Source organism: Sphingomonas sp. G-3-2-10, assembly GCF_012927115.1.
GTDB lineage: Bacteria > Pseudomonadota > Alphaproteobacteria > Sphingomonadales > Sphingomonadaceae > Sphingomonas.
In genome coordinates, this window is record NZ_JABBFY010000001.1 from 3,056,147 (window position 1) to 3,080,045 (window position 23,899).

The 23,899-nt window shown below is 66.5% G+C and carries 25 protein-coding genes and 1 tRNA gene; 11 read left to right on the top strand and 15 right to left on the bottom strand.

Annotated features, from left to right (window positions below):
* Positions 1-31 precede the first annotated feature (31 nt).
* The 4 genes from HHL13_RS15375 to HHL13_RS15390 all read left to right on the top strand — a co-directional run bounded on the left by HHL13_RS15375 (position 32) and on the right by HHL13_RS15390 (position 3,559).
* Positions 32-343, top strand: coding sequence for a GIY-YIG nuclease family protein (locus HHL13_RS15375; RefSeq protein ID WP_169556483.1), 312 nt, complete (start codon positions 32-34; stop codon positions 341-343).
* 10 nt (positions 344-353) lie between these two features.
* Entirely contained in the window at positions 354-1,259 is a 906-nt protein-coding gene (gene era / locus HHL13_RS15380; protein WP_169556484.1) for a GTPase Era, read from the top strand.
* On the top strand, positions 1,256-2,233 hold the full coding sequence (locus HHL13_RS15385) for a nitrilase-related carbon-nitrogen hydrolase (protein ID WP_169556485.1): 978 nt from the start codon (positions 1,256-1,258) through the stop codon (positions 2,231-2,233). The genes era and HHL13_RS15385 overlap by 4 nt, the downstream gene beginning before the upstream one ends.
* 159 nt (positions 2,234-2,392) lie before the next feature.
* Positions 2,393-3,559, top strand: a complete 1,167-nt coding sequence (locus tag HHL13_RS15390; RefSeq protein WP_169556486.1) for a low temperature requirement protein A — start codon at positions 2,393-2,395, stop codon at positions 3,557-3,559.
* Here HHL13_RS15390 and HHL13_RS15395 read toward each other — a convergent pair.
* Positions 3,556-4,254, bottom strand: a complete 699-nt coding sequence (locus HHL13_RS15395; RefSeq protein ID WP_169556487.1) for an NAD-dependent deacylase — start codon at positions 4,252-4,254, stop codon at positions 3,556-3,558. The two genes, HHL13_RS15390 and HHL13_RS15395, sit on opposite strands and share 4 nt — an antisense overlap.
* A 50-nt stretch (positions 4,255-4,304) precedes the next feature.
* Here HHL13_RS15395 and HHL13_RS15400 point away from each other — a divergent pair, with 50 nt between their 5' ends.
* A complete protein-coding gene (locus HHL13_RS15400) occupies positions 4,305-4,661 on the top strand; it encodes a hypothetical protein (RefSeq protein ID WP_169556488.1) in 357 nt (118 codons plus the stop codon).
* 4 nt (positions 4,662-4,665) lie between these two features.
* Here HHL13_RS15400 and gltB read toward each other — a convergent pair whose 3' ends face one another.
* From gltB to HHL13_RS15450, 10 genes are all read right to left on the bottom strand, one after another.
* Positions 4,666-9,183 carry a glutamate synthase large subunit gene (gene gltB, locus HHL13_RS15405; RefSeq protein ID WP_169556489.1) on the bottom strand — a complete coding sequence of 1,506 codons (4,518 nt, stop codon included), beginning with the start codon at positions 9,181-9,183 and terminating at the stop codon, positions 4,666-4,668.
* Positions 9,184-9,188: 5 nt separating this feature from the next.
* On the bottom strand, positions 9,189-9,875 hold the full coding sequence (locus HHL13_RS15410; protein ID WP_169556490.1) for a hypothetical protein: 687 nt from the start codon (positions 9,873-9,875) through the stop codon (positions 9,189-9,191).
* Positions 9,875-10,654, bottom strand: coding sequence for a DUF2059 domain-containing protein (locus HHL13_RS15415; RefSeq protein WP_169556491.1), 780 nt, complete (start codon positions 10,652-10,654; stop codon positions 9,875-9,877). Before HHL13_RS15415 ends, HHL13_RS15410 begins: the two co-directional genes overlap by 1 nt.
* A gap of 12 nt (positions 10,655-10,666) precedes the next feature.
* The gene (locus HHL13_RS15420; protein WP_169556492.1) at positions 10,667-12,106 is read right to left on the bottom strand and encodes an NAD(P)-dependent oxidoreductase; all 1,440 of its coding nucleotides are present in this window, start codon (positions 12,104-12,106) and stop codon (positions 10,667-10,669) included.
* Positions 12,107-12,228: 122 nt separating this feature from the next.
* Positions 12,229-13,029: an undecaprenyl-diphosphate phosphatase gene (locus HHL13_RS15425; RefSeq protein WP_169556493.1), complete on the bottom strand. Its 801-nt coding sequence runs from the start codon at positions 13,027-13,029 to the stop codon at positions 12,229-12,231.
* A gap of 71 nt (positions 13,030-13,100) precedes the next feature.
* The gene (locus tag HHL13_RS15430; protein WP_169556494.1) at positions 13,101-14,033 is read right to left on the bottom strand and encodes a complex I NDUFA9 subunit family protein; all 933 of its coding nucleotides are present in this window, start codon (positions 14,031-14,033) and stop codon (positions 13,101-13,103) included.
* A gap of 81 nt (positions 14,034-14,114) precedes the next feature.
* Positions 14,115-14,666 carry a hypothetical protein gene (locus HHL13_RS15435; protein ID WP_169556495.1) on the bottom strand — a complete coding sequence of 184 codons (552 nt, stop codon included), beginning with the start codon at positions 14,664-14,666 and terminating at the stop codon, positions 14,115-14,117.
* Between the two features lie 87 nt (positions 14,667-14,753).
* Positions 14,754-15,665, bottom strand: coding sequence for a DMT family transporter (locus tag HHL13_RS15440; protein ID WP_169556496.1), 912 nt, complete (start codon positions 15,663-15,665; stop codon positions 14,754-14,756).
* A gap of 13 nt (positions 15,666-15,678) precedes the next feature.
* Positions 15,679-16,155: a lasso peptide biosynthesis B2 protein gene (locus HHL13_RS15445; RefSeq protein ID WP_169556497.1), complete on the bottom strand. Its 477-nt coding sequence runs from the start codon at positions 16,153-16,155 to the stop codon at positions 15,679-15,681.
* On the bottom strand, positions 16,152-17,321 hold the full coding sequence (locus HHL13_RS15450; protein WP_169556498.1) for a phosphatidylserine/phosphatidylglycerophosphate/cardiolipin synthase family protein: 1,170 nt from the start codon (positions 17,319-17,321) through the stop codon (positions 16,152-16,154). The genes HHL13_RS15445 and HHL13_RS15450 overlap by 4 nt, the downstream gene beginning before the upstream one ends.
* Positions 17,322-17,442: 121 nt before the next feature.
* On the opposite strand from HHL13_RS15450, the gene rpoZ reads away from it, so the two are divergent.
* Positions 17,443-17,787, top strand: a complete 345-nt coding sequence (rpoZ, locus tag HHL13_RS15455; protein WP_169556499.1) for a DNA-directed RNA polymerase subunit omega — start codon at positions 17,443-17,445, stop codon at positions 17,785-17,787.
* 73 nt (positions 17,788-17,860) lie between these two features.
* On the opposite strand, the gene HHL13_RS15460 is transcribed toward rpoZ, so the two are convergent.
* Positions 17,861-18,271 carry an EF-hand domain-containing protein gene (locus tag HHL13_RS15460; RefSeq protein ID WP_169556500.1) on the bottom strand — a complete coding sequence of 137 codons (411 nt, stop codon included), beginning with the start codon at positions 18,269-18,271 and terminating at the stop codon, positions 17,861-17,863.
* 117 nt (positions 18,272-18,388) lie between these two features.
* Between HHL13_RS15460 and HHL13_RS15465 the strand changes: the two genes are divergently transcribed.
* Complete coding sequence (locus HHL13_RS15465) at positions 18,389-19,465, top strand: transcriptional regulator (RefSeq protein WP_169556501.1); 1,077 nt, start codon at positions 18,389-18,391, stop codon at positions 19,463-19,465.
* On the opposite strand, the gene HHL13_RS15470 is transcribed toward HHL13_RS15465, so the two are convergent.
* A complete protein-coding gene (locus HHL13_RS15470; protein WP_169556502.1) occupies positions 19,462-20,148 on the bottom strand; it encodes an RlmE family RNA methyltransferase in 687 nt (228 codons plus the stop codon). The genes HHL13_RS15465 and HHL13_RS15470 overlap by 4 nt on opposite strands.
* A complete protein-coding gene (locus HHL13_RS15475; protein ID WP_169556503.1) occupies positions 20,145-21,179 on the bottom strand; it encodes a Ppx/GppA phosphatase family protein in 1,035 nt (344 codons plus the stop codon). The genes HHL13_RS15470 and HHL13_RS15475 overlap by 4 nt, the downstream gene beginning before the upstream one ends.
* 176 nt (positions 21,180-21,355) lie before the next feature.
* Here HHL13_RS15475 and HHL13_RS15480 point away from each other — a divergent pair.
* Both HHL13_RS15480 and HHL13_RS22750 read left to right on the top strand, forming a co-directional pair.
* Positions 21,356-21,429, top strand: a tRNA-Gln gene (locus tag HHL13_RS15480).
* Between the two features lie 102 nt (positions 21,430-21,531).
* On the top strand, positions 21,532-21,657 hold the full coding sequence (locus HHL13_RS22750; RefSeq protein ID WP_277346993.1) for a hypothetical protein: 126 nt from the start codon (positions 21,532-21,534) through the stop codon (positions 21,655-21,657).
* A 2-nt stretch (positions 21,658-21,659) separates the two neighbouring features.
* On the opposite strand, the gene HHL13_RS15485 is transcribed toward HHL13_RS22750, so the two are convergent.
* A complete protein-coding gene (locus tag HHL13_RS15485; RefSeq protein ID WP_346775570.1) occupies positions 21,660-22,250 on the bottom strand; it encodes a TlpA disulfide reductase family protein in 591 nt (196 codons plus the stop codon).
* Between the two features lie 16 nt (positions 22,251-22,266).
* Between HHL13_RS15485 and argH the strand changes: the two genes are divergently transcribed.
* A complete protein-coding gene (gene argH / locus HHL13_RS15490; protein WP_169556504.1) occupies positions 22,267-23,646 on the top strand; it encodes an argininosuccinate lyase in 1,380 nt (459 codons plus the stop codon).
* Entirely contained in the window at positions 23,643-23,894 is a 252-nt protein-coding gene (locus tag HHL13_RS15495) for a hypothetical protein (protein ID WP_169556505.1), read from the top strand. The genes argH and HHL13_RS15495 overlap by 4 nt, the downstream gene beginning before the upstream one ends.
* Positions 23,895-23,899 lie beyond the last annotated feature (5 nt).

Sequence of the window (23,899 nt, forward strand, 5' to 3'; positions counted from 1 at the left end):
AAGGACCGTTCTTCCTTCTTACTCCGCCCGGATGAGCTTCTGGGCCTATATTCTCCATTGCCGGGGCGGTGTGTTCTACACCGGCCACACCGACAATCTGGAGCGTCGTATCGCTCAACACGAGACCGGGGCCGTGGATGGTTTCACGTCGAACCTACGGCCGGTGAAACTCGTATGGTGTCAGGACTTCCCCACACGCTACGAAGCGATTGCGACGGAACGCCAGATCAAGGGCTGGAGCCGGACGAAGAAGATGGCGCTGATCCGCGGCGACTGGGATCTCATCTCGGCTTTCGCGAAAAAGAAGAGCGGCCCTTCGACAAGCTCAGGGCGAACGGAGTAGGGGGTAGCGAATGTCCTCTAAAACAACCCAGAATTGCGGCCTCATCGCCGTCCTCGGTGCCCCGAACGCCGGCAAGTCCACGCTCGTCAACGCGCTGGTCGGCCAGAAGGTGGCGATCGTCAGCCCCAAGGCGCAGACGACGCGCGCGCGGCTGATGGGCATCGCGATCGAAGGCGACACCCAGCTTCTCCTCGTCGATACGCCGGGCATCTTCACGCCCGAGCGGCGGCTCGACCGGGCGATGGTGGCCGCCGCGTGGGAAGGCACCGATGGGGCGGACGCGATCGCGCTTGTCGTCGATGGCAAGGGCGGGATCGGGCCGAAGGTCCATGCCGTGCTCGACAGCCTGAAGGGGCGCAGCGAGCCGCTGATCCTGATCCTCAACAAGGTCGACATCGCCGACAAGCCGCGTCTGCTCGGCACCGCGGCGAAGCTCAACGAGATCATCCCGTTCGCGGAGACCTTCTTCGTCTCGGCCTCGACCGGCGACGGCGTGGCCGAACTGAAGGCGTCGCTCGCCGCGCGCCTGCCGGAAAGCCCGTGGCATTTCCCCGAGGATCAGGTGTCCGACGCGACCGAGCGGATGATCGCGGCCGAAGTGACGCGCGAGCAGCTCTACCTCCAGCTGCGGGCGGAATTGCCCTATGCGAGCGCGGTCGAGACCGAGAAATATTCGGAGCGCGAGGACGGATCGGTCGAGATCCACCAGCAGATCCTGGTCGGCCGCGAGACCCAGCGGGCGATCGTGCTGGGCAAGGGCGGCAGCCGGATCAAGGAAATCGGCGCGCGCGCACGTCAGGAACTCTCCCAACTTATGGGAGTGAAAGTCCATCTCTATCTTCACGTGAAAGTAAGGCCGGGCTGGGAAGATGACCGCTCGCTTTACCGTGAGATAGGGTTGGACTGGGTCGAATGACGAAGATCCTCAAGGCTGCAATCGTTCAGGAAACGCCGCTGCCGCTGGCGATCACCGAAGGGCTCGAACGCGCCGTCGGCTACGTCAAGGATGCGATCGAACGCGGCGCGAAGCTGATCGCGTTCGGCGAGTGCTTCCTCGGCGGATACCCCGCCTGGCTCCAGCACGTCTCGGCGCCCGCGCTGTGGGAGCATCCCGGCACCAAGGAACTGCACGCGCTGCTGCTCGATCAGGCAATCCGCGGCGAGGATCCGCGCTTCCAGCAGCTGCAATGGGTAGTCGACATCGCTGGCGTGGTCGTTTCGATCGGCGGCTATTCACGAGTCCGCTCCAGCCTGTTCAACACCCAGTTCCTGTTCCGCCCCAAGATGCCGGTGCTGGTCCACCGCAAGCTGCTGCCCAGTCATGGCGAGCGGCTGTTGTTCGGCAGCGGCGACGGCTCGACCCTCGATGTCCACGAAGCGCCGTGGGGGCGGATCGGACAGCTCGCCTCGAACGAGCACTGGATGCCGCTGACCCGCGCGGCGATGCATCACACCGGCGAAAGCGTCCACGTCGCGGCGTGGCCGACGGTGGAGGACATCAACCTGCTCGCTTCGTCGCATTACGCATTCGAGGGCCGAACCTTCGTACTCGCCGCGGGCACGGTGCAGCACAAGATCGACATCCTTCAGGGCTATCGCATGGCGGGCGGCAAGGGCCCGGGGCGCGAGATCCTCGAACGGCTGCCCGACGGCTATGTCCAGAAGGGCCGCAGCGCGATCATCGCTCCCGATGGCGTGATGATCGCGCAGACCGGCGAGGACCCCAAATGCCTCGTCGCCGACCTGGACCTCTCCGAAGTCGAGCAGGCGCTGTCGGTGATGGACGTGGACGGCCAGCACGCCCGCCCCGACATCTTCGAACTGCGCATCGATCGCCGCCCGCGCAAGGGCATCGTCGACAATGACGACGGAGCGTCGGAAGCGGCGTAACGCTTCGGACTCGGCTTTTCGCGAGAAGAAGAACGGCCTTTCCACAAGCTCAGGGCGAACGGGAAATTGGAGAGGATCGCGCTCCCCGCAAACCGTTCGCCCTGAGCTTGTCGAAGGGCCGTCTTTCCTTCTACCTCCGTCGCAAATGGGGGATAGCGCATGACCACACGAAACCTGCTCAGGCAACGCGACGGCAATCATGCCCGCGTGTCCTTCGCCGAACTGTTCTTCGATCTCGTCTTCGTGTTCGCGGTCACCCAGCTTTCGCACGGGCTGCTCGCACATCCCACGCCGATGGGGTTCGTCGAGACGGGCATGCTGTTCCTCGCGGTGTGGTGGTGCTGGATCGACACCGCATGGTGCACCAACTGGCTCGATCCCGAGCGCACCCCGGTGCGGCTGATGCTGTTCGGGCTGATGGCGTGCGGCCTCGCCATGTCGATCGCGATTCCGCAGGCGTTCGGCGATCGCGCCGCGCTGTTCGCGGTGGGCTATTCGGTGATGCAGGTCGGACGATCGCTGTTCATGATGGCGGCGCTACGGCGGCAGGACCCTGCCAATTACGTCAATTTCATCCGCATCACCGTGTGGGCGGCGGCTGGCGCGGTCTTCTGGCTGGCGGGTGCGTTCGTTCCCGAGATGCGGATCGCGCTTTGGGGCATCGCCTTGCTGCTCGACAGCAGCGCTCCGGCGTTCGGCTACCGCCTGCCCGGCATGGGCAAGTCCGACAGCAGGGATTGGGTGGTCGAGGGCGGCCATGTCGCCGAGCGGTGCGGCCTGTTCGTGATCATCGCGCTGGGCGAATCGATCCTGATCACCGGTGCGACCTTCAGCGATCTCGTCTGGAACACCCCGGTCCTGCTCGGCTTCGTTTCGGCCTTCGCCTCGACGATCGCGATGTGGTGGATCTATTTCAACATCGGCGCGGAGCGCGGCAGCCACCGGATCGAGCATTCGGACGACCCCGGCAGCATCGCCCGGCTGGCGTACACCTATCTCCATCTGCCGATCGGCGCGGGCATCGTCCTCGTCGCCGCATCCGACGAGATGGTGCTGACGCATCCCGATGGCCACCTGACCGTGCTGGCCGCATTCTGCCTGGTCGGCGGTCCGGCGCTGTATCTGCTCGGCAACCTACTGTTCAAGCGCGCCATCGGCAATCGCGTGCCGCTGTCGCATCTGATCGGCCTCGGCCTCTCGGCGGCGCTCGGCGCGTCGTTCGTGCTGCACCCGACGCCACTGCACCTCTCGATGGGATCGACCGCGATCCTCGTGCTGGTCGCGATGTGGGAGACCCTGTCCTACCGGCGCGGGCGGAAATCCTAACCCAGCATCTCGTCGACCCATTCCGGCACGCGCTCACCGGCGGGGCCGCGGCGGCTGTCATCGAACATCATGCTGCCTTCGGACGGATCCAGGTTCATCTCCAGCGTGGCGATGCCCATCCGCCGCGCCGAATGGACGAAGCCGGCGGCGGGATAGACCGCACCCGACGTGCCGATCGAGACGAACAGATCTGCCTGCTCCAGCGCGCGCTCGATGACGTGCATCGCGTACGGCATCTCGCCGAAGAACACGATGTCCGGGCGCAGCGCGGGCGAAGCGCATGTCGGGCAGGCCGAGCCGGGCGGCAGCGATCCCTCGTGCGGCGCGCGCTTGCCGCATTCCGCACAAAGCGCGGATTTCAGTTCGCCATGCATGTGGATCAGCCGCTTCGAACCCGCGCGCTCGTGCAGGTCGTCTACATTCTGCGTCACCAGCAGCAGCTCGCCGGCCCATTCGGCATCGAGCCGCGCCAGCGCCCGGTGCGCGGCATTGGGCTCGACCTCGGCCAACTTCGCGCGGCGCTCGTCATAGAAGCGATGCACCAGCTCGGGATCGCGGCGCAGCGCCTGCGGGGTGCAGACATCCTCGACCCGGTGCCCCTCCCACAGTCCGCCGGGGCCGCGAAAAGTGGCGATGCCGCTTTCGGCGGAGACGCCCGCGCCGGTGAGGATGACGATGTTGCGTATGGGGGTCATGGCGGGAACCTAGCTGGACGGCGGTGCAGTTTCGAGTCACACTCGCCTGCATGAGCGATGATCCCTTCGAGACCGTCGTGATCGCGTACAGCCAGTCTCAGGCGGGCGTGATCCTCTCCCTGTTCGAATGGAACGGGATTCCGGCCTACGCCATGAACATCGAGATGGCGCGGAACAGCGCGCCGCTGACGCTGGCGCTGGGCGGCATTCCGATTCGGGTGGCGCGCGAGGCTGCGGCCGAAGCGCGGGAGATACTGGGCGAAGCCGCCGACGCCTCGGCCGAAGCCGAAGTCCCCCGTCTGGAGGCGGGGGAACGCGCCGGCAACTTCCTGATCGGGCTGCTGTGCTTCCTTTTCGCCGGAGCGGCGCCGCCGCCCCGGATCGCTGCATCGATCGTCAAGGGCTGACCGGCTACTCCGCCGCCACCGCTTCCGCATTGTCGTTCAGCGGAACCGGAAGCCGCTCGAGCATCTCCTTGGGCACCACCTGCCAGAAATGGCCGAGCGCACGGTCCCATTCCTCCAGCAGGCTCTTCGACCATTCACTGTCGGTCGCTTCGGCATGGGCTTCGACCATCGAACGCAGCCGCGCTTCCCAGTGCGCCGACGCGATGCGCTGCCACACGATGCTTTCGGGATTGGCGCGCGAAGCGAAGCTTTGGTCCTCGTCATAGACGAACGCCATGCCGCCGGTCATGCCCGCGCCGAAGTTCATGCCGACCTTGCCCAGCACCACCGCGGTGCCGCCGGTCATATATTCGCAGCCGTTCGCGCCGCAGCCTTCGACGACCACATCGGCGCCCGAATTGCGCACCGCGAACCGCTCGCCGGCCTGACCCGCCGCATAGAGACGGCCCGAAGTCGCGCCGTACAGGACGGTGTTGCCGATGATCGTATTGTCCTGGCTGACCAAAGGCGAGCTGACCATCGGGCGCACGACAATGACGCCGCCCGACAGGCCCTTGCCGACATAGTCGTTGGACTCGCCGAACACTTCGAGCGTGATGCCCTTGCACAGGAAGGCGCCGAGCGACTGGCCCGCCGATCCGCGCAGGCGGACATGGACATGCCCATCGGCAAGCGCGGACATGCCGAACTTGTTGGTCACTTCGCTCGACAGGCGCGTGCCGACCGCGCGATGCGTGTTGCGCACCGTATAGGTCAGCTGCATCCGCTCGCCCCGCGCGAAGACGGGCGCGGCGTCCTTGATCATCTGCGCGTCGAGGCTGTCGGGCACCTCGTTTCGCCACGTATCGAGGCTGAAGCGGCGATTATCCTCATCGGCATCGACCTTGGCGAGGATCGGGTTGAGATCGAGATCGTCGAGATGCTCGGCGCCGCGGCTGACCTGACGGAGCAGCTCGGTGCGGCCGATCACTTCGTCGAGGCTCCTGAAGCCCAGACGCGCGAGGATCTCGCGGACTTCCTCGGCGATGAAGGTCATCAGGTTGATGACCTTTTCCGGCGTGCCGACGAACTTGGCGCGCATCTTGGGATCCTGGGTGCAGACGCCCACCGGACAGGTGTTCGAATGGCACTGGCGGACCATGATGCAGCCCATCGCGACGAGGCTGAGCGTGCCGATGCCGAATTCCTCGGCGCCGAGGATCGCGGCGATCACGATGTCGCGGCCGGTCTTGAGCCCGCCATCGGTGCGCAGCTTCACCCGGCCGCGCAGGCCGTTGAGCGTCAGGGTCTGGTTGACCTCGGAAAGCCCCATTTCCCACGGCGTGCCGGCATATTTCACTGAAGTGAGCGGCGACGCGCCGGTGCCGCCGACATGGCCGGCGACGAGGATCACGTCGGCATGCGCCTTGGCGACGCCCGCAGCGACGGTACCGATGCCAGCCGACGAGACCAGCTTCACTGCGACCCTCGCCTTGGGGTTGATCATCTTCAGGTCGTAGATCAGCTGCGCCAGATCCTCGATCGAGTAGATGTCGTGGTGCGGCGGCGGCGAGATCAGCGTCACGCCCGGCGTCGCATGGCGCAGCTTGGCGATGAATTCGGTCACCTTGAAGCCGGGCAGCTGGCCGCCTTCGCCGGGCTTGGCGCCCTGGGCGACCTTGATCTCGATCTCGTCGCAAGCGTTGAGATATTCCGCGGTCACGCCGAAGCGGCCCGAAGCGATCTGCTTGATGACGGAGTTGGCGTTGTCGCCATTTTCGTACGGCGTGTAGCGCGCCGAATCCTCGCCGCCCTCGCCCGACACGGCCTTGGCGCCGATGCGGTTCATCGCGATCGCCAGCGTCTCGTGCGCTTCAGGCGACAATGCGCCGAGCGACATGCCGGGGGTGACGAAGCGCTTGCGGATTTCGGTGATCGCTTCGACCGAATCGATCGCGATGCCGTCGTTCGGGAAATTGAATTCGAGCAGATCGCGCAGATAGACCGGCGGGAGATCGCGCACGCCGCGCGAGAATTGCAGATAGGTCGAGTAGCTGTCGCTCGACACCGCCGATTGCAGCAGGTGCATCAGCTGCGCCGAATAGGCATGAGTCTCGCCGCCCTGACGATGGCGGTAGAAGCCACCGATCGGCAGAGTCGCGACGGCGGAATCGAACGCCGCATCGTGGCGCATCTTCGCGTTGAGCTGAAGCGAGGCATAGCCTTCGCCCGATATCTTCGCCGGCATCCCCGGGAAGAAATCGTTGACCAGCGCGCGGCTCAATCCGACCGCTTCGAAGTTATAGCCGCCGCGATACGACGAGATGACCGCGATCCCCATCTTGGAGAGGATCTTGAGCAGGCCTTCGTCGATCGCCTTGCGATGGCGATAGAGGCATTCTTCGAGCGTCAGCTTGCCGAACAGGCCGCGCGACTGGCGGTCGGCGATCGCAGCTTCGGCCAGATAGGCGTTCACCGTCGTCGCGCCGACGCCGATCAGCACGGCGTAATAATGCGTGTCGAGGCACTCGCTCGAACGGACATTGACCGAGGCGTAGGAGCGCAGGCCACGACGGACGAGGTGGGTGTGGACCGCAGCCGCAGCCAGAACACCGGCGATCGCCACCTTGTTCTCGTCGACATGCTCGTCGGTCAGGAACAATTCGGTGCAGCCGGCGCGAACTGCCTGTTCGGCTTCGTAGCGGATGCGCGCGATCGCGGTCTTGAGCGCGTCGGGCCCGCCATTGGCGTCGAAGGTGCAATCGATCTCGGCCGACTGATCGCCGAAATGATGCTTGAGCCGCGCCCAGTCGGCACAGGTCAGCACCGGGCTTTCGAGCACCAGCACCGGGGCAGGCGTACCCTCGACGTCGAGGATGTTCGCCAGATTGCCGAAGCGGGTGCGCAGGGTCATCACCTGCCGCTCGCGCAGCGGATCGATCGGCGGGTTGGTGACCTGGCTGAAATTCTGGCGGAAGAACTGGCTGATCAGGCGCGGCTTGTCGCTGATGACGGCCAGCGGCGTATCGTCGCCCATCGAACCGATGGCTTCCTTGGCGGTCTCGACCATCGGGGCGAGGACCAGCTCCATATCCTCCAGCGTCTGCCCCGCCGCGACCTGGCGCCGCGTGAGTTCGGCGCGGGTCCAGTTCGGCGTCGCATCGGCCTTGGGCGCCGCGAGATCGCCGATCGACAGGAACTTGCCGATCATCTTCGAATAATCGGCTTCGCCTGCGATGCGGTCCTTGATCGCGCGGTCTTCGAGCAGCACGCCCTGATCGAGATCGATCGCGATCATCTGTCCCGGGCCCATCCGGCCCTTGGCCACGACATTGCCTTCGGGCACCACGACCATCCCGGCTTCGGAGCCGACGATCAGCAGCCCGTCCGACGTCTGGGTATAGCGCAGCGGGCGCAACGCGTTGCGATCGACGCCCGCGACGGCCCAGCGGCCATCGGTCATCGCCAGCGCGGCCGGGCCGTCCCACGGCTCCATCACCGAAGCGAGATATTTGTACATCGCCAGATGCTTTTCGGGCGTCTGTTCGTCCCATGCCTCGGGCACCAGCATCAGCTTGGCGGTCGGCGCGTCGCGGCCCGAACGGCAGATCGCTTCGAACACGGCGTCGAGCGCGGCGGTGTCCGACGCGCCGGCCGGGATCACCGGCTTGATGTCTTCGCTCTGCTCGCCGAACGCGAGGCTGGCCATCTTGATCTCGTGGCTCAGCATCCAGTTCTTGTTGCCGCGGATCGTGTTGATCTCGCCATTATGGGCGAGGCAGCGGAAAGGCTGGGCCAGCCACCATTGCGGGAAGGTGTTGGTCGAATAGCGCTGGTGAAAGATCGCGACCCGGCTCTCGAACCGCGCATCGCGCAGATCGGGATAGAAGTCCGACAGGCTCTCCGCGAGGAACAGCCCCTTGTAGATGATCGAGCGGCAGCTGAGCGAGCAGATGTAGAAGCCACTGATCTGCGCGGCGATCACCTTCTTCTCGATCCGGCGGCGGACCAGATAGAGATGCTTTTCGAACTCGGCGGCGTCTTGGTCCTCGGGACCGGCGATCATGATCTGCTCGATCTCGGGACGTGTCGCCTGCGCCTTCTGGCCGATCACGCTCACATCGACCGGCACCTGACGCCAGCCATAGATGGTGTAGCCGGCTTCGATCACTTCGCTCTCGACGATCGTGCGGCACGCTTCCTGCGCGCCCAGATCGGTACGCGGCAGGAAGATCATGCCGACCGCAAGCCGGTTCGGCAGGACGCGGTGACCCGACGCGGCGATCGCGTCGTCAAAGAAGCGCACCGGCAGATCGACATGGAGACCCGCGCCGTCGCCGGTCTTGCCATCGGCATCAACCGCGCCGCGATGCCACACTGCCTTCAGCGCATCGATCGCCGACTGGACGACGCGGCGCGAGGCGACGCCATCGGTCGCGGCGACCATGCCCACACCGCAGGCATCGCCTTCGAATTCGGGGCGGTACATGCCTGTAGCGGCAAGACGGTCGCGCTGGGCGTGGAGAGCGGAGTCGGTGGTCATGGTCATTACTTCCGGGGCTTTTTAAGCAGGGGTGCGAGCGCGTCGCGAACGGCGCTCTCGATACGGTGGCCGTGCTTGGTAACCAGGCCTTTCGACCAGCCGTCGCTGATCGGGCCGAGGCCGCGCGAAATCTCGCCGAACGTCGCCATCGCCGGGCTGCGGCCGATGCGTTCGAGTTCGGCCAGTTCAGCCGGCGACATGCTGGCGATCATATCCTCGACCGCCTTGTTGTCCGGCCGTTCGCCGCCGCTTGCCGCCATCATGCCCATCAGCGTCGAATAGAATTTGCGGCCGGTGGGCGAATCGAAGAAGTCGGCAAGCGTGCGGACTTCCTCCGGCTTCGCGCGCGAGAGGATCAGGTCGCGCACATCGGCGCGATAGGAGGGCAGTTCCTCGCGCATGATCGCGATGATCGCCGGCACCATCGCCTCGCGAAGCTCGGACAGGATTTCGGGACGAGTCTCGATCGCGGTGCGGAAGACCGAATTCTGCTCGATCTCGCGCATCATCATCGCATCGAAGATCGGCCCGACCAGCCGGTCGTAGATGCCGTCCGGGATCAGCAGCGCAGCAAGCCGCGACGCCTGCACATGCGCTTCGGACGGCGCGGCCGTCTGCGCCTGCGCGGGGACCGGCGCCACGGCCGGGGTCATCACGGCCAGCGCCGTGGCAAGGGCAGCGAAACGTGCCATCAGTCGAGCTTCTCCAGCTCTTGCTCGACCTCAACCGTCTCGGCAGGATCGGCCAGATCCTTCTCCTCGATGCCGAGCAGTTCGGCGAGACGCTTGCGATCGGCGGGGGACAGATCCTTGATCTTGCGCGCCGGCGGAATATGGGCCGTCGCGGATTCGACCAGCGCCATCATGTCCGGCATCCGCTTCATCATCTCGGGCATCATGTCCTGCATCGACGCCATGAGCTCGGGACTCATGAACAGGAGCATCGACTTCGAGGCATAGCGTCCGCCGGCGGGCGTCGAGAAGAACCGGTCCATCTCGTTCAGGTCCTCGAGCGAATATTCGCGGGCATAAGTCAGCGCCAGCGCGTCGCGCATCTTGGGCTCATATTCGGCCATCATGCCGCCCATCATCTCGCCCATCGCATCGATCATGGCCTTCGTCCGCTCTTTCCAGTGCGGGTCATAGATCGCCATGATCTCTGCGACCTTCGTGGGGCCGAGCGCCTTGGCCTGTTCCTCGTCGAGCCCGCCGATCCGCATGATGTCCGCAAGCGGCATCTCGTCGAACGAGTCCATCATCGTATCCATCAGGTTGCCGAAGACACCGTCGAACATCTCGACATAGACGCCCTCCGGCATCAGCTTGCCGACCACCCGGCGCGCCACGGCGAGACGAGCGGGATCGACTGTCGCCGCGGTAGCAGCCTGGGGCGGCGCGGCAGCCGGTGCGGTCTGGGCCAGAGCCAGCGACGGCGTCAGCGCGATGGCGGCGGCGGCAAGGAGCAGCTTCATCGAAATACCCCCTCAGGCCGCGCGCGGGGTAGAGGCTGCGCGGGCGCGCATCCAGGAATGCATATGGTCCGCGACATCGCGGCCATCGCGAATCGCCCAGACCACCAGACTCGCACCGCGAACGATATCGCCCGCCGCGAACACGCCGTCGAGACTGGTCATCATCGTCTTGCCGGCGGTGCGGACAGTGCCCCAGCGAGTCACGCCGAGCTCGGGCGCGCCGAACAGCTTCGGCAGTTCCTCGGGATCGAAACCGAGCGCCTTGATCACCAGATCGGCCTTCAGGTCGAACCCGCCGCTGGGATCGACTTCGGGCGCGCGGCGGCCGCTGGCGTCGGGCGCGCCGAGGCGCATCCGCGACACCTTCACCCCATCGACCTTCGCCCCGCCGGTGAAGCTTTCGGGCGCCGAGAGCCAGACGAACTCGACGCCTTCCTCCTCGGCATTGGCGGTCTCGCGCTGCGAGCCGGGCATGTTGGCGCGGTCGCGGCGATAGAGGCACTTCACGCTGGCCGCGCCCTGACGGACGGCGGTGCGAACACAGTCCATCGCGGTGTCGCCGCCGCCGATGACCACGACATGCTTGCCCTGCGCATTCAGGCTGCCATCGTCGAACGCGGGCACGGCGTCGCCAAAGCCCTTGCGGTTCGATGCGGTGAGATAGTCGAGCGCTTCGACCACGCCTTCGGCATCGGCGCCCTTCGCGCGGATCGCACGGGTCTTGTACACGCCGGTGGCGATCAGCAGGCTGTCATGCTTCTGGCGCAGTTCGGCGAGCGTCGCGTCGCGGCCGATTTCGAACCCCTGATGGAACACGATGCCGCCGGCCTTGAGTCGGTCGATCCGGCGCATCACGACATGCTTCTCCAGCTTGAAGCCAGGGATGCCGTAGGTCAGCAGTCCGCCGGCGCGGTCGTGCCGGTCATAGACATGAACCTCGTAGCCGCGGACGCGGAGATATTCGGCGGCGGCGAGACCCGCGGGCCCCGCGCCGATCACGCCGACCGACATGCCGGTGGCGCGGCCCGGCACCAGCGGCTCGACCCAGCCTTCCTCCCAGGCAGTGTCGGTGATGTATTTCTCGACCGATCCGATCGTCACCGCGCCGTGGCCGGAGAATTCGATCACGCAATTGCCTTCGCACAGCCGGTCCTGCGGGCAGATGCGGCCGCAAATCTCGGGCATGGTCGAGGTGCTGTTCGACAGTTCATAGGCTTCGCGCAGACGCCCTTCGGCGGTGAGGCGCAGCCAGTCCGGGATATGATTGTGGAGCGGGCAATGCACCGTGCAATAGGGCACGCCGCATTGCGAGCAGCGGCTTGCCTGCTCTTCGGCCTTGGGCGTGGCGTAGCGGTTCGCAATTTCGAGGAAATCCTCGGCGCGAAGGTCGGCAGGGCGCTTGGACGGATAGTCCTGCCCGGTTCCCACGAATTTGAGCATGTCTTCAGCCATGCGCGCCGCCTATCGCGCCGCAGCATTAAATTAAAGACAGTATTGCTGTCCTATTTGTCGAAATAAGCCTTTTTGAGAATCGATCTTAGATATTTATGCCGGTTTTTATGGCCGTGCCGGTCCTATCTCAGCGCGAGCCAGATCAGAGCCGCGCTTCCGGCGATGATTCGATACCAGCCGAACGGCGCGAATCCGTGGCGTTGAACCACCGTCAGGAACGCCTTCACCACCACCAGCGCGGTGACGAACGACACGACGAAGCCGACCGCGATCAGCCCCATTCCGTCCGAGGTGATCGCATCGCGATGCTTGTAGAGCTGGAGCACCGTCGCACCGGTCAGCGTGGGCAGCGCGAGGAAGAAGCTGAAATCGGCGGCGGTGCGGCGTTCGATGCCGAGCGACATCGCGCCCATGATCGTTGCGCCCGAACGGCTGACGCCCGGGATCATCGCGAGGCACTGGACGAGGCCGATCTTGATCGACTGGCCGACCGTGACGCCGGCAATGCCGACTGCTTCGCCTTGCTTCACGAACTTCTCGATCAGGATGATCGCGATGCCGCCGACGATCAGCGCCCAGGCGACCACGGTGGCGTTCTCGAGCAGCGCGTCGATCTCCTCGGCAAAGGCCAGGCCGAGCGCGACGGCAGGAATGAAGGCGATCAGCAGGTTGCGCACGAAGGCGACCGATTCGGCTTCCCACTTCAGCAGCCCGCGAATCACCGCGAGGAACGTCTTCCGGTACAGCACCACGATCGCGAGGATCGCGCCGGGCTGGATCGCGACGTTGAACAGCGCCCATTGCGACGCGTTGTAGCCCATCAGTTCGGACGCGAGGATCAGATGGCCGGTCGACGAAACCGGCAGGAACTCGGTGATCCCTTCGACGATGCCGAGCAGGATGGCGACGATCAGTTCGGTCATGACGGAAATACGCCCCCTTCACCGGGCCGCCCCGGTGCGGAGCCGCCCCGACATTCATGCGGATATGAGGATCAGGCCGCCTTGCGCCCGAACCGCCCGTTGCGGCGGAAGCGGATCAGCCATGCGGGCGCAAGCGTCGCCAGCGGCTGGGGTGTGATGCCCAGCGCCTTGAAGCCCTTCGCGCCCGGCGCCACCACGGCGTCGCGGCTCAGCATCTTCCACTGGTCGCCGGTGATCGGCGTCATCGGCAGCATGGCGATGCCCGCGCCGATCGGATCGGGCAGCTCGACCAGGGTCACGTCGCGGCCGATCTCGCTCGCGATCCAGCGATGCAGCTCGGCCATCGAAATCACGTCGGGGCCGCCCAGCTCGAAGGTCTTGCCGCCGAACGCGTCGGGATCGGAAAGCGCGGCGACCACCGCCTGCGCCACATCGGCGACATAGGCGGGCTGGAACTTCGCTTCGCCGCGCAGCACCGGCACGAACGGCACCGGCGAATTGGCGATCATCCCGGCGAACCGGTTCACGAACTGGTCCTCGCGGCCGAACAGGGTCGAGGGGCGCAGGATCGTCGCCCCGGGGAACGCCTTGAGCACCGCGGCTTCGCCTGCGGCCTTGGATTGGCCATACTCGGCGGGCGATTCGGCATCGGCGCCGATCGCCGAGAGATGGACCATCGCCTCGAGGCCCGCGGCCTTCGCCGCTTCGGCCACGTTGCGCGCGCCTTCTTCATGGACCTTCCAGTAATCGGCCTTGGAAAAGGTGCCGGCGAGGTTCACGACCGCATCGGCGCCGACGACCGCATTGGCGATCGTCTCGGGCCGGGTCACGTCGGCGGCGACGAACTGGGTCTGGCCGAGGCCGCCCAGCGGCTTCAGGAACCACGCATCGCGCGGGCGGCGCTGGGCGACGCGGATCCGCGCGCCTGCCTTCAGCAATTCCTGCGCGACGTAACGGCCCACAAAACCGCCGCCGCCGATCAGGGTTACCAGCTTGTCCTTCATGCTCGCCTCGATACGGAATCTACAGGAGACGCCCAATGCCCCGCGCGTGGCGAAACGGCAAGTTCGCGTTCGTCCGCACGGCTAGAAGCGGCCCACGTTTCGCGCATCGGCCGCCGGATCGCGATCCTTGCCCTGAGTCGCGTAGAAGCGCTCGCGCAGATCGGGCATCGGGCGGGTGATCCGGTTCGGCGGGATGCCGACCGTGTCCGAACGATGGGCGAGGATCAGCCACCGCCCGTCCTTCTGCCGTTCGAGGACGAAGGTCGTGCTCGCCGCGCGCTCATAGGTCTGTTGCGCGGCGAAGGCGTAGAAATAGCCGCGTTCCCAAACCTCGACCCGGGCGAAATTGGCATCCAGCCGGATCGCGTCGATCTCGTACCGGAATTCGAGCGCGGTGGCGGCGAGCGACTCATGGACCGGCGGGCCGAGCGCCGCCGAGCCGGTGTCGCGATGGCCGATCGGCGGCGACGCATCGATATGGCCCGGCGCGAACAGGCTGAACGGGCGGCCATCGCCCCGCTTCGCCAGTTCGGCATACCAGTTGCCGATCACCGCACGGACCGCCGTCTCGGCCGGCTGGGCCTGAGCCGGCGCAGAAACGGCGAGAGCGAGCGAAGCAAGAGCGATGCGCATGACCAGCCTCCGGATTGCCCCGATGCTGACGGGGATTTCAGGCGTTTGTGCGGCAGACCGAGACGGCGAAGGCGATCGCCGAGATCATCACGATGCCGCGACTGGCGCCTTCGGACGGCTGAGCGCGGTCATCGCGATGCCGCCAAGGATCAGCGCCATCCCGGCGAAATGATAGAGATGCAGCGTCTCGCCGAGGAAGAACGCCGCAAGGAACGCGCCGAACAGCGGCAGCAGCGTCGAGAACTGGCCCGCGCGCGCCCCGCCGAGCTGGGTCACCGCGAGGTTGAACAGCAGATAGGCGATCAGCGAGGGGAAGATCGCGACATAGAAGATCGCGCCGGCCGTGCTTGCCTGCCACACGACATGCCGCCCGGCCGAAGCTTCCCAAAGCGCGAGCGGGCTCATCGCCAGCGCGCCGATCGCGAAGGTAACCGCAAGAAACGACAGCGGCGACACCTCCGGACGGAGCCGGAGCAGGCTGGTGTAGAGCGCCCAGAAGCTGACCGCGAGAAGCACCAGCAGCTCGCCCGGCCCCAGCCGCAGCGCGAGCAGTGCCGCGAAGTCGCCGTGGACGACGACGAAGAGCACGCCCAGCGTTGAAGCGGTCACGCCGAGCAATTGCAGGGCGCGCGGTCGTTCGCGGAACAGCAGCCGGTCGAACAGGAGCACCAGCGCGGGAATCGCGGCCTGGATCAGCATCGCGTTCGAAGCCGGCGTATAGCGCAGCCCCGAATAGAGCAGCGCGTTGAACGCCGCGACGCCGAGCAGGCCAAGGAGCAGGATCGGCTTCCAGTGCGCGCGGATCACGGCGCGATCGGCCTTCAGCGAAGCGAACGCGAAGGGCAGCAGGATCAGCAGCGCGCCGCTCCAGCGGAACCAGGCCAAAGTCAGCGCGGGGATATCGTCGCGCACCGCGCGACCGACGATCGAATTGCCTGCCCATAGCAGCATGACGATGGTCAGCATCGCATAAGCGCGGGTGGTTGGCGATTTCAGCATGGCAGGCGGCGGTTCAGACGAACGCGCCGATCTCCTTCATCCCCGCATCGATCGGATAGCCGGTCACTTCGACTCCGGCCGCATCGACCCAGGCATGGGCGTCGATCGGCTTCTCCTCGCCCCGGCGCGCGCCGAAATGGACTGCGCTTTCGATTCCGCGCCGGCGAAGCATCGCGTGCGCGGCCATCGCCTGGGGCAGGCACACCGCACGGAACGGGACGTGCACCGCGGCGCGAGTCACCGCCCAGCTGACCTTCTCCGCCATGCCGCGACGCTCGACCGGCGCCGCGGCGCGGCAATCGGCGATGCGCTTGTCGGCCGGCGGGACGAAGGTGCCGAGATCCTTGGCGATGGTGCGGAAGGGCAGGATCGCGATGCGCACGCGCGCGGCCAGCAGCTGCGCAGCAGCTTCGACCAGCAGGCCGCGTTCGCGCCAGTCGACCGTGCGCGCGCGTTCGAGCTTCGATTTCCAACTGCGTCTACGCTTCACCGTCGCCGTCCCTCGCGACCGAAATTGAGCCGCCGCGTCACATTATAGTCGAGCACGGCCATCACGAAATAGGCGATCATCTGCCTGAACCGCGTCCACGGCCCCGTCCGCGACTTATAGACCGCAACGGTGATGAGCTCCGAATTGGCGATCTCGCCGTCGACATAGGCCTGCACATGCGCGGCAAAAGCGGGATCGTCCACCCGCAGCATCAGTTCGAGATTGAGATAGAGCGAGCGGATGTCGAAATTGGCCGATCCGATATGGACGACGCCATCGATGACATAGAGCTTCGTGTGCAGCTTGGTCGGCTGATATTCGTAGATCTGGACGCGCTTGCGCAGCAGCCCGGCATAAGTGAAGCGCGCGGCCCAGAGCGACGCGGTGTGATCGACCTTGGACGGCAGCACCAGCCGCACCCGCCCGCGCTTGCTCGCCTTGTCGAGCCGCCGCAGCATCGCCGGATTGGGCGCGAAATAGGACGTGATCAGATCGATCGAGCGCGACAGGCTCATGTCCTTCTTGATCACCCGGGTCCAGGGCGAGAGCCGCCGCATCGGACCGCTGAGCAGCCAGCGCGCCGGGCCTTCGGGCTCGCTCCAGTTGCGCAGAGTCTTGCCCAGCTTGCGCAGCGACGGGCGCGGATTCTTGGCCCAGGCCGACAGCGCATCGAAATAGCCGACCAGCCTCGCCGCCGCCGGTCCCTCGACCAGCAGGCCGAGATCGCGCCACGCGGCATCGTCGGCGGTGCCGAAATAGCTGCTCTCGATATTGAACCCGCCGATGATGACGCGTTCCTCGTCCGCCAGCGCCAGCTTCTGGTGGTTGCGCAACAGATAGCGGCGGCCCCAGCGCGGCACGAACCGGCACATGTCGACGCCTGCCTCGGCCAGCGGATCGAAGAAATGGCGGCTGGCGGCATGTTCGCTGCCCAGCCCGTCGACGATCAGCGACACCGCAACGCCGCGATTCGCCGCGTCGATCAGCGCCTGGCGGATCGCGGCCCCCGCTTCGTCGTCGACATAGATATAATAGAGCACCCGCAGCGAGCGCTGTGCCGAACGGATCAGATCGAGCAGTTCGGCGAGCCGCTCCGGCCCTTCGGTGAGCAGCCGCAGCCGGTTGCCGTCGACCATGAAGCTCGGCTGGGGGGCGGGATCGGCCATTGCCGGGGGTGATGGCGGGCAGCGGCGCAAAGGGCAAGCGGCGGCATTTTCTTGACTTTGCGGACCCCCGCACCTAAGTCGCCGCCTTTCCCGGACATTCAATTTCCAAGGATTGCGTAAGATGGCGCGCGTCACAGTCGAAGATTGCGTCGACAAGGTCCCCAATCGGTTCGACCTCGTCCTGTTCGCGGCGCAGCGCGCTCGCCAGATCTCGGGCGGCGCGGAACTGACGCTCGATCGCGATCGCGACAAAAACCCGGTCGTCGCCCTGCGCGAGATCGCGGAAGAGACGGTGCGCCCGAATCATCTCGAGGAAGCCGTGGTTTCCGGCCTGCAGCGCGTCCAGATCGACGACGAGGAAGCGCCGGACGAAATCGGCTCGCTGTCGGCATCGGCCGAGGCGCTGCGCCTCACCGCCGCAGCCCCGCCGCGCAACCAGAATCTGGGCGGCGACTACGACGGCTGAGCCGTTCGGACACGACCGAAACTGAAAAGGCCGGGGAGCGATCCCCGGCCTTTTCATTTGGTTCGCGCCCGCTTCAGTTACCCGGACGCCGCTCGCGCATCCGCGCCATCGCCGCCTCGCGCTCCGCGGCGTCGATCTTGCCATCCTTGCTGGTGTCGAGCCGGTCGAACCGCGCCGTGGCCGAGGCCTTCATCTCGTCCAGACTCACCGAGCCATCGCCATCGCTGTCGGCGCGGCCCAGCATCCGACCGCCCGGCCCAGCGCTCCGTTCGGCTTCGCTGAGCTTGCCGTCCCTGTTCGTATCGAGTTGCGCGAAACGCGTGGCGCTGGCGGTCAGCATCTCCTCGCGGCTCGTCGCGCCATCGCCATCGGGATCGGGGAACATCGCCGCCATCAGCGCACCACCGTCCTGCGCGGCAGCGGGCGCGGCCAGCATGGTCAGCGGAGCGGCCGCCAACGCAGCGCCGAGAATCAGCTTCTTCATCCTGCAAACTCCTTGCCGCCCGAAAAGGGCTTGGGCGGACTGAACGGATTATGCGCGCCATGTGTCGCAAAACTTTGTCAGCTTGCGCGCGCGGCGATCCTGGGGTTTGACCGGCACATGACGTCCGGCAGCTTCCGCTTCGAAGGCTTTCTGCTCGATTCGGCGAATCGGCGGCTGAGCCGCGACGGCGCGGCGGTCGAACTCAACGCACGCTATCTCGACGCGCTCGTCCTGCTGGCAAGCGAAGCGGGCAGGCTGGTGTCGAAGGACCGGTTCCTCGACGAAGTGTGGCGCGGCGTACCCGTGACCGACGAAGCGCTGACCCAGTGCATCCGCACGCTGCGCCGGGCGCTGGGCGACGATGCGGGCAATCCACGCTTCATCGAGACCGTGCCCAAGCATGGCTATCGCTTCATCGCCGCGATGGCGGCCGAGGAAGCGATCGAACCGGCTCCGCGAGCCTTGCCCGAACCGCAGGCCGCACCGGCCCGGCTCTGGCCGAAGATCGCCCTGCTTGCCGGAGCGGGGACGATCGGCGCGGGGATGGCAGGGCTGATCGGGGGGCTGGTCTATGGCTTTGCGGGCGCGTCGCAGCCGCTACAGCCGGGCATGGGCGCGGCGTCGGTGCTGCTGGTGCTGTTGTGCGTGACCATCCTGATGGCGCTGATCGGCGGCGCGGGCGTTGCCGCCGGGATCGCCGCGGCGGACGCAGCGCGGGACCGGCCGTGGTTGCGCATGCTGGGCGGCGCGGCGGGCGGGCTGGTCGTCGGCGGGATCGTGAAGCTGCTTGGGCTGGATGCTTTCAACCTGCTGTTCGGCCAGTCGCCGGGCGACATTACCGGCGGCATCGAAGGCGCGGCGCTGGGCGGCGCGGTGGGTCTTGGCGCGTGGCTGGCGAGCCGGGGGGCGAAAGCGCGGTCGCTGCGCCACGCGGCCGGAATCGCCGCGCTGACCGGCGCGGCGGCCGGGGTACTCATCACGCTGGCCGGCGGCAGGCTGATGGCGGGCAGCCTCGACCTGCTGTCGCGGCAATTTCCCGATTCGCGGCTGCGGCTCGACCAGATCGGCGCGATCTTCGGCGAAAGCGGCTTCGGGCGCGTCAGCGAAGTCGTGACGGGCGGACTGGAAGGCGCATTGTTCGCCGGATGCATCGTCGGCGCCATGCTGATCGCGCGGCGCGATCTGGAGCGCTAGTCCTCGTCGTCCTGCGGCTCGGGCCGCGCCTTGAACCCCTGTGCCACCACGAACCATTCGACCGAGCCCTTGCGGCTGGCCGGGGGCTTGGCATGCTTCACCGTCGCGAAATTGCGCTTCATCTGCGCGACCAGCGCCGAATCGGTGCCGCCGGCGAACACCTTGCACACGAACGCGCCGCCCGGCTCGAGCACCTGCACCGCGAAATCCAGCGCGGTCTCCACCAGCCCCAGCGTGCGCAGCGCATCGGTCTGCGGATGGCCGACGGTGTTCGCCGCCATGTCCGACAGCACCAGATCGGGCCGCCCCCCGAGTTCCTCGATCAGCCGGTCGGGCGCTTCGTCGGCCATGAAATCCATCTGCAGGATCGTCACGCCGTCGATCGGATCGACCGGCAGCAGATCGATACCCACGACCTTCGCCTTGGGAATCACGCGCCGCACGACCTGGCTCCAGCCGCCCGGCGCGATGCCGAGGTCGATCACGCGCTTCGAGCCCTTGAGAAAGCCGAATCGCTCGTCCAACTCGGTCAGCTTGTACGCCGCGCGGCTGCGATAGCCCTCGGCCTTGGCCTTCTTGACGTAGGGATCGTTGAGCTGGCGTTCGAGCCAGCGCGTCGACTGGGTCGTGCGGCCGCGCGCGGTCTTGACCCGCGTATGCCCTCTAGCGCCGCCCCTGCTCATGCCACTCTTCCATTCATCAATCGCCGCAAGATGCCCTCGCGGATGCCGCGATCGGCGATGCCCAGCCGTTCGGCCGGCCACAAGTCCAATATCGTTTCGAGGATCGCGCAGCCCGCCACGACCAGATCGGCGCGCTCGCTGCCGATGCACGGCACCTGGCTACGCTCGGCAAGGCTGAGATGCGCCAGCCGCTGGCTGACCCCGCGCATCGCCACCGAGGGGACGATCAGTCCGTCCACGACCGAACGGTCATAGCTCGCCAGCCCGAGATGCACGCTGGCCAGCGTCGTCACCGTGCCGCTGGTGCCCAGCAGGCGCCGCGTTCCCGGCGGCGGATCGAGCCGGGCGACGAACGGCGCGAACGCCTGCGCCACTTCGGCGCGCATCCGTGCATAGGCGGCGGCGCGGCCGTCCGGCCCCTCGCCATGCCCGACCGCTTCGGTGAGCGAGACCACGCCCCAGGGCGCGCTGTGCCAGTCGAGAATGCGCGGCGTCGGTTCGGTCGAATCGAGCAGCACCAGCTCGGTCGAGCCCCCGCCAATGTCGAACACCAAAGCCGGGCCATCGCCGGGTTCGAGCAGCGCGTGACAGCCCAGCACCGCCAGCCGCGCCTCTTCCTCGGCGGTGATGATATCGAGCGCGATGCCGGTTTCGCGATAGGCGCGCTCGATGAACTCCTGCCCGTTCGTGGCGCGGCGGCAGGCTTCGGTCGCGACCGAGCGGGCGAGCGCGACGCGGCGGCGCTTCAACTTGTCGGCGCAGATGCGCAGCGCGGCGATGGTCCGGTCGATCGCCGCGTCCGACAAGCGGCCGGTGGTGGCCAGCCCCTCGCCCAGACGGACGATGCGCGAAAAGGCATCGACGACCGCGAACCCGCCGCCCTGCGGCCGGGCGATCAGCAGCCGGCAATTGTTGGTGCCGAGATCGAGCGCGGCAAAATGGCGCGGCTCGGGCCAGCGTGGCCGGCCTGCCCGCTCGGCGGCGGGCGGGGTTCCCGTCTGGACAGGCTTCGGCGCCGGTCCGTGGGGCATTCTGGCAGCGCCATCGCCCATCGTGTCACTCTCTTATGTTCTTTCCGTCTCGGCGCCTGCGCGCCGTCCGGTGCTTGGGAGCGAGGCTAGCGCAGCCTGCCGCACGGAGCAACCGGCGGGATGTTCGGACGGTGTTGACACGAATCGCAGCGCCGCTTATCTGCGCCGCCCTGCGTTGCCCGATCCTCTAATGGTAAGAGAGCGGACTCTGACTCCGTCAATCAAGGTTCGAGTCCTTGTCGGGCATCCACTTCCCTCGATCCTCCATTCCCGCCGAAACGGCATAGATCGTAGTGGATCGCGACTCGCTCACCGATAAGATGTTGCGATGGAAGATTCCGCCCGGAGAGAATTGGCAGGCGCGGAAAATCCGGATCCGGAAGGCCGCTCGCGCGGTTCCGGGCCATTGCTCGGCATAGCGATCGTCATCCCCATCAGCCTCGCGCTGTGGGCCGGGATCGTCTGGCTGTTCTTCTGACCCTATTTCGCTTCGGCGATCAGCTCGCGCGCGGTCTTGCCGGTCCAGTCCATGCCGCCCAGCATCCGCCAGACTTCCTTGCCGTTCGAATCGTAGAGAATCGTCGTCGGCAGGTTGACTGCCATGCTCAGGCTGAACGCGGCATCAGTATCCAGATAGGGCTGGAGCTTTTTGAAGTTCGCCTTCTGGAAGAAAGGCGTGACCTTGGCCGCGCCATCCAGATCCTGGCTGAGCACCACCACCTGCGCCGTGTCGCCCAGCGACACAGCCAGCGCGTCGAGCGTCGGCATTTCCTTGACGCAGGGCACGCACCAGGTCGCCCACAGGTTGAGCAGCACCGGCTTGCCCCGGAAATCGGCAAGGCTGCCTTTCGCCCCGCCCGGCGTTTCGAACGGGATCGTCGGCGCCGATTCGCCCTTGTGGCTGCGATCGAGCGTGCCGATCACTTCCGCTTCGACGGTCTCGTTCGCCGCCGCATCGTTGGACGCGGGGGCGGCGATAGTTTCGTTTGCTTGGCTTCCGGCGTCCGATTGCCTATCGCAACCGCCGATTCCCAGAGCCGCCAGCAGGAGAAGCGCGATTACCGGGCGCAAGGACAGCTCCAATACGATGTGGGGAGGACGCTTCGCTGAAGGTCCTTCCGCGGTGATGCGCGAGATAAACGCCTCGATCCCCTTCGACAAGCGGCTGTGGCGGCAGGACCTGCGCGGAAGCCAGGCGCATGTCGCAATGCTGGGCAAGCAGGGCATTATCCCGGCGGACGACGCCGCGGCGATCTCGGCCGGCCTTGCCGACGTGGCGGCGGAGTTCGAAGCGAACGGCGTTCCCGTCGATCTCGCGCTCGAAGACATCCACATGCTCTCCGAGAGCAAGCTCGCGGCCGGCATCGGGCCGACTGCCGGACGCCTCCACACCGCGCGTTCGCGCAACGATCAGGTCGCGACCGATTTCCGCCTGTGGGTGCGCGACGCGATCGACGAAGCCGATTCGGCACTGGGGGCGCTGGTCGATGCGCTGCTGGTGCGGGCCGAGGAACATGCCGACAGCGTGATGCCGGGCTTCACGCACCTGCAGGTCGCGCAGCCGGTGACGCTGGGCCATCACCTGATGGCCTATGTCGAGATGTTCTCGCGCGACCGCAGCCGCCTGAAGGATGCCCGCGCACGGATGAACCTGTCACCGCTGGGCAGCGCGGCCCTGGCCGGCACGGGCTTCCCGATCGATCGCGAAGCGACGGCCGCGGCCCTTGGGTTCGACGGTCCGACACGCAATTCGCTCGATTCGGTCTCCGACCGCGACTTCGCGATCGAGTATCTGACCAGCGCGACCCAGTGCAGCCTGCACCTCAGCCGTCTGGCGGAAGAGTTCGTGATCTGGGCCAGCCAGCCCTTCGGCTTCGTCTCGCTCAGCGACCAATGGTCGACCGGCAGCTCGATCATGCCGCAGAAGCGCAATCCCGACGCCGCCGAGCTGGTGCGCGGGCATTCGGGCCGCATCACTGGCAGCCTCGTCAGCCTGATGATCACGATGAAGGGCCTGCCGCTCGCCTATTCGAAGGACATGCAGGACGACAAGCCGCCGGTGTTCGAGGCGCACGACCTGCTGGGGCTCAGCATCGCCGCGATGACCGGCATGATCGACAGCGCGACCTTCCGGCTGGAACGGATGCGCGCCGCGGCCGAAGCAGGCTTCTCGACCGCGACCGATCTGGCCGATTGGCTGGTGCGCGAGGGCGGCATTCCGTTCCGCGAGGCGCATCACATTACCGGCCGCGCGGTGGCGAAGGCAGAGTCGCAGGGCATACGCCTCGATCAACTCGATATTGGCGCGCTCAAGGAAATCGACGACAGGATCGATGACCGGGTGTACGGCGTTCTGAGCGTGGATGCGTCGGTCGCAAGCCGGACCAGCTTCGGCGGTACGGCTCCGGCGCAGGTGCGTCAGGCGATCGCGGCGGCACGAGCGCTGCGCGAGGAGGAAGGGCGATGAAGCGGATCGTGGTGCTGGGCCTGATGGCAGTCGCGTCGGCTGCCCTTGCCGGCTGCGGTGCGCGCGAGGCGCTGATCCCGCCTTCGGGCAAAGCGCTGCCGGTCAAACCTTACGCCGCGAAAGAGGAGCCCAAAGCGGCCGACCTCCTCGCGGCGCCGCCCCAGACCCGCCCCGCGCGCAGCGACGACCTGATCGAAAGCTCCCAGGAACGCCGCAGCGACGATTACGACCTGCCTCCTCCGAACTGAGTTTC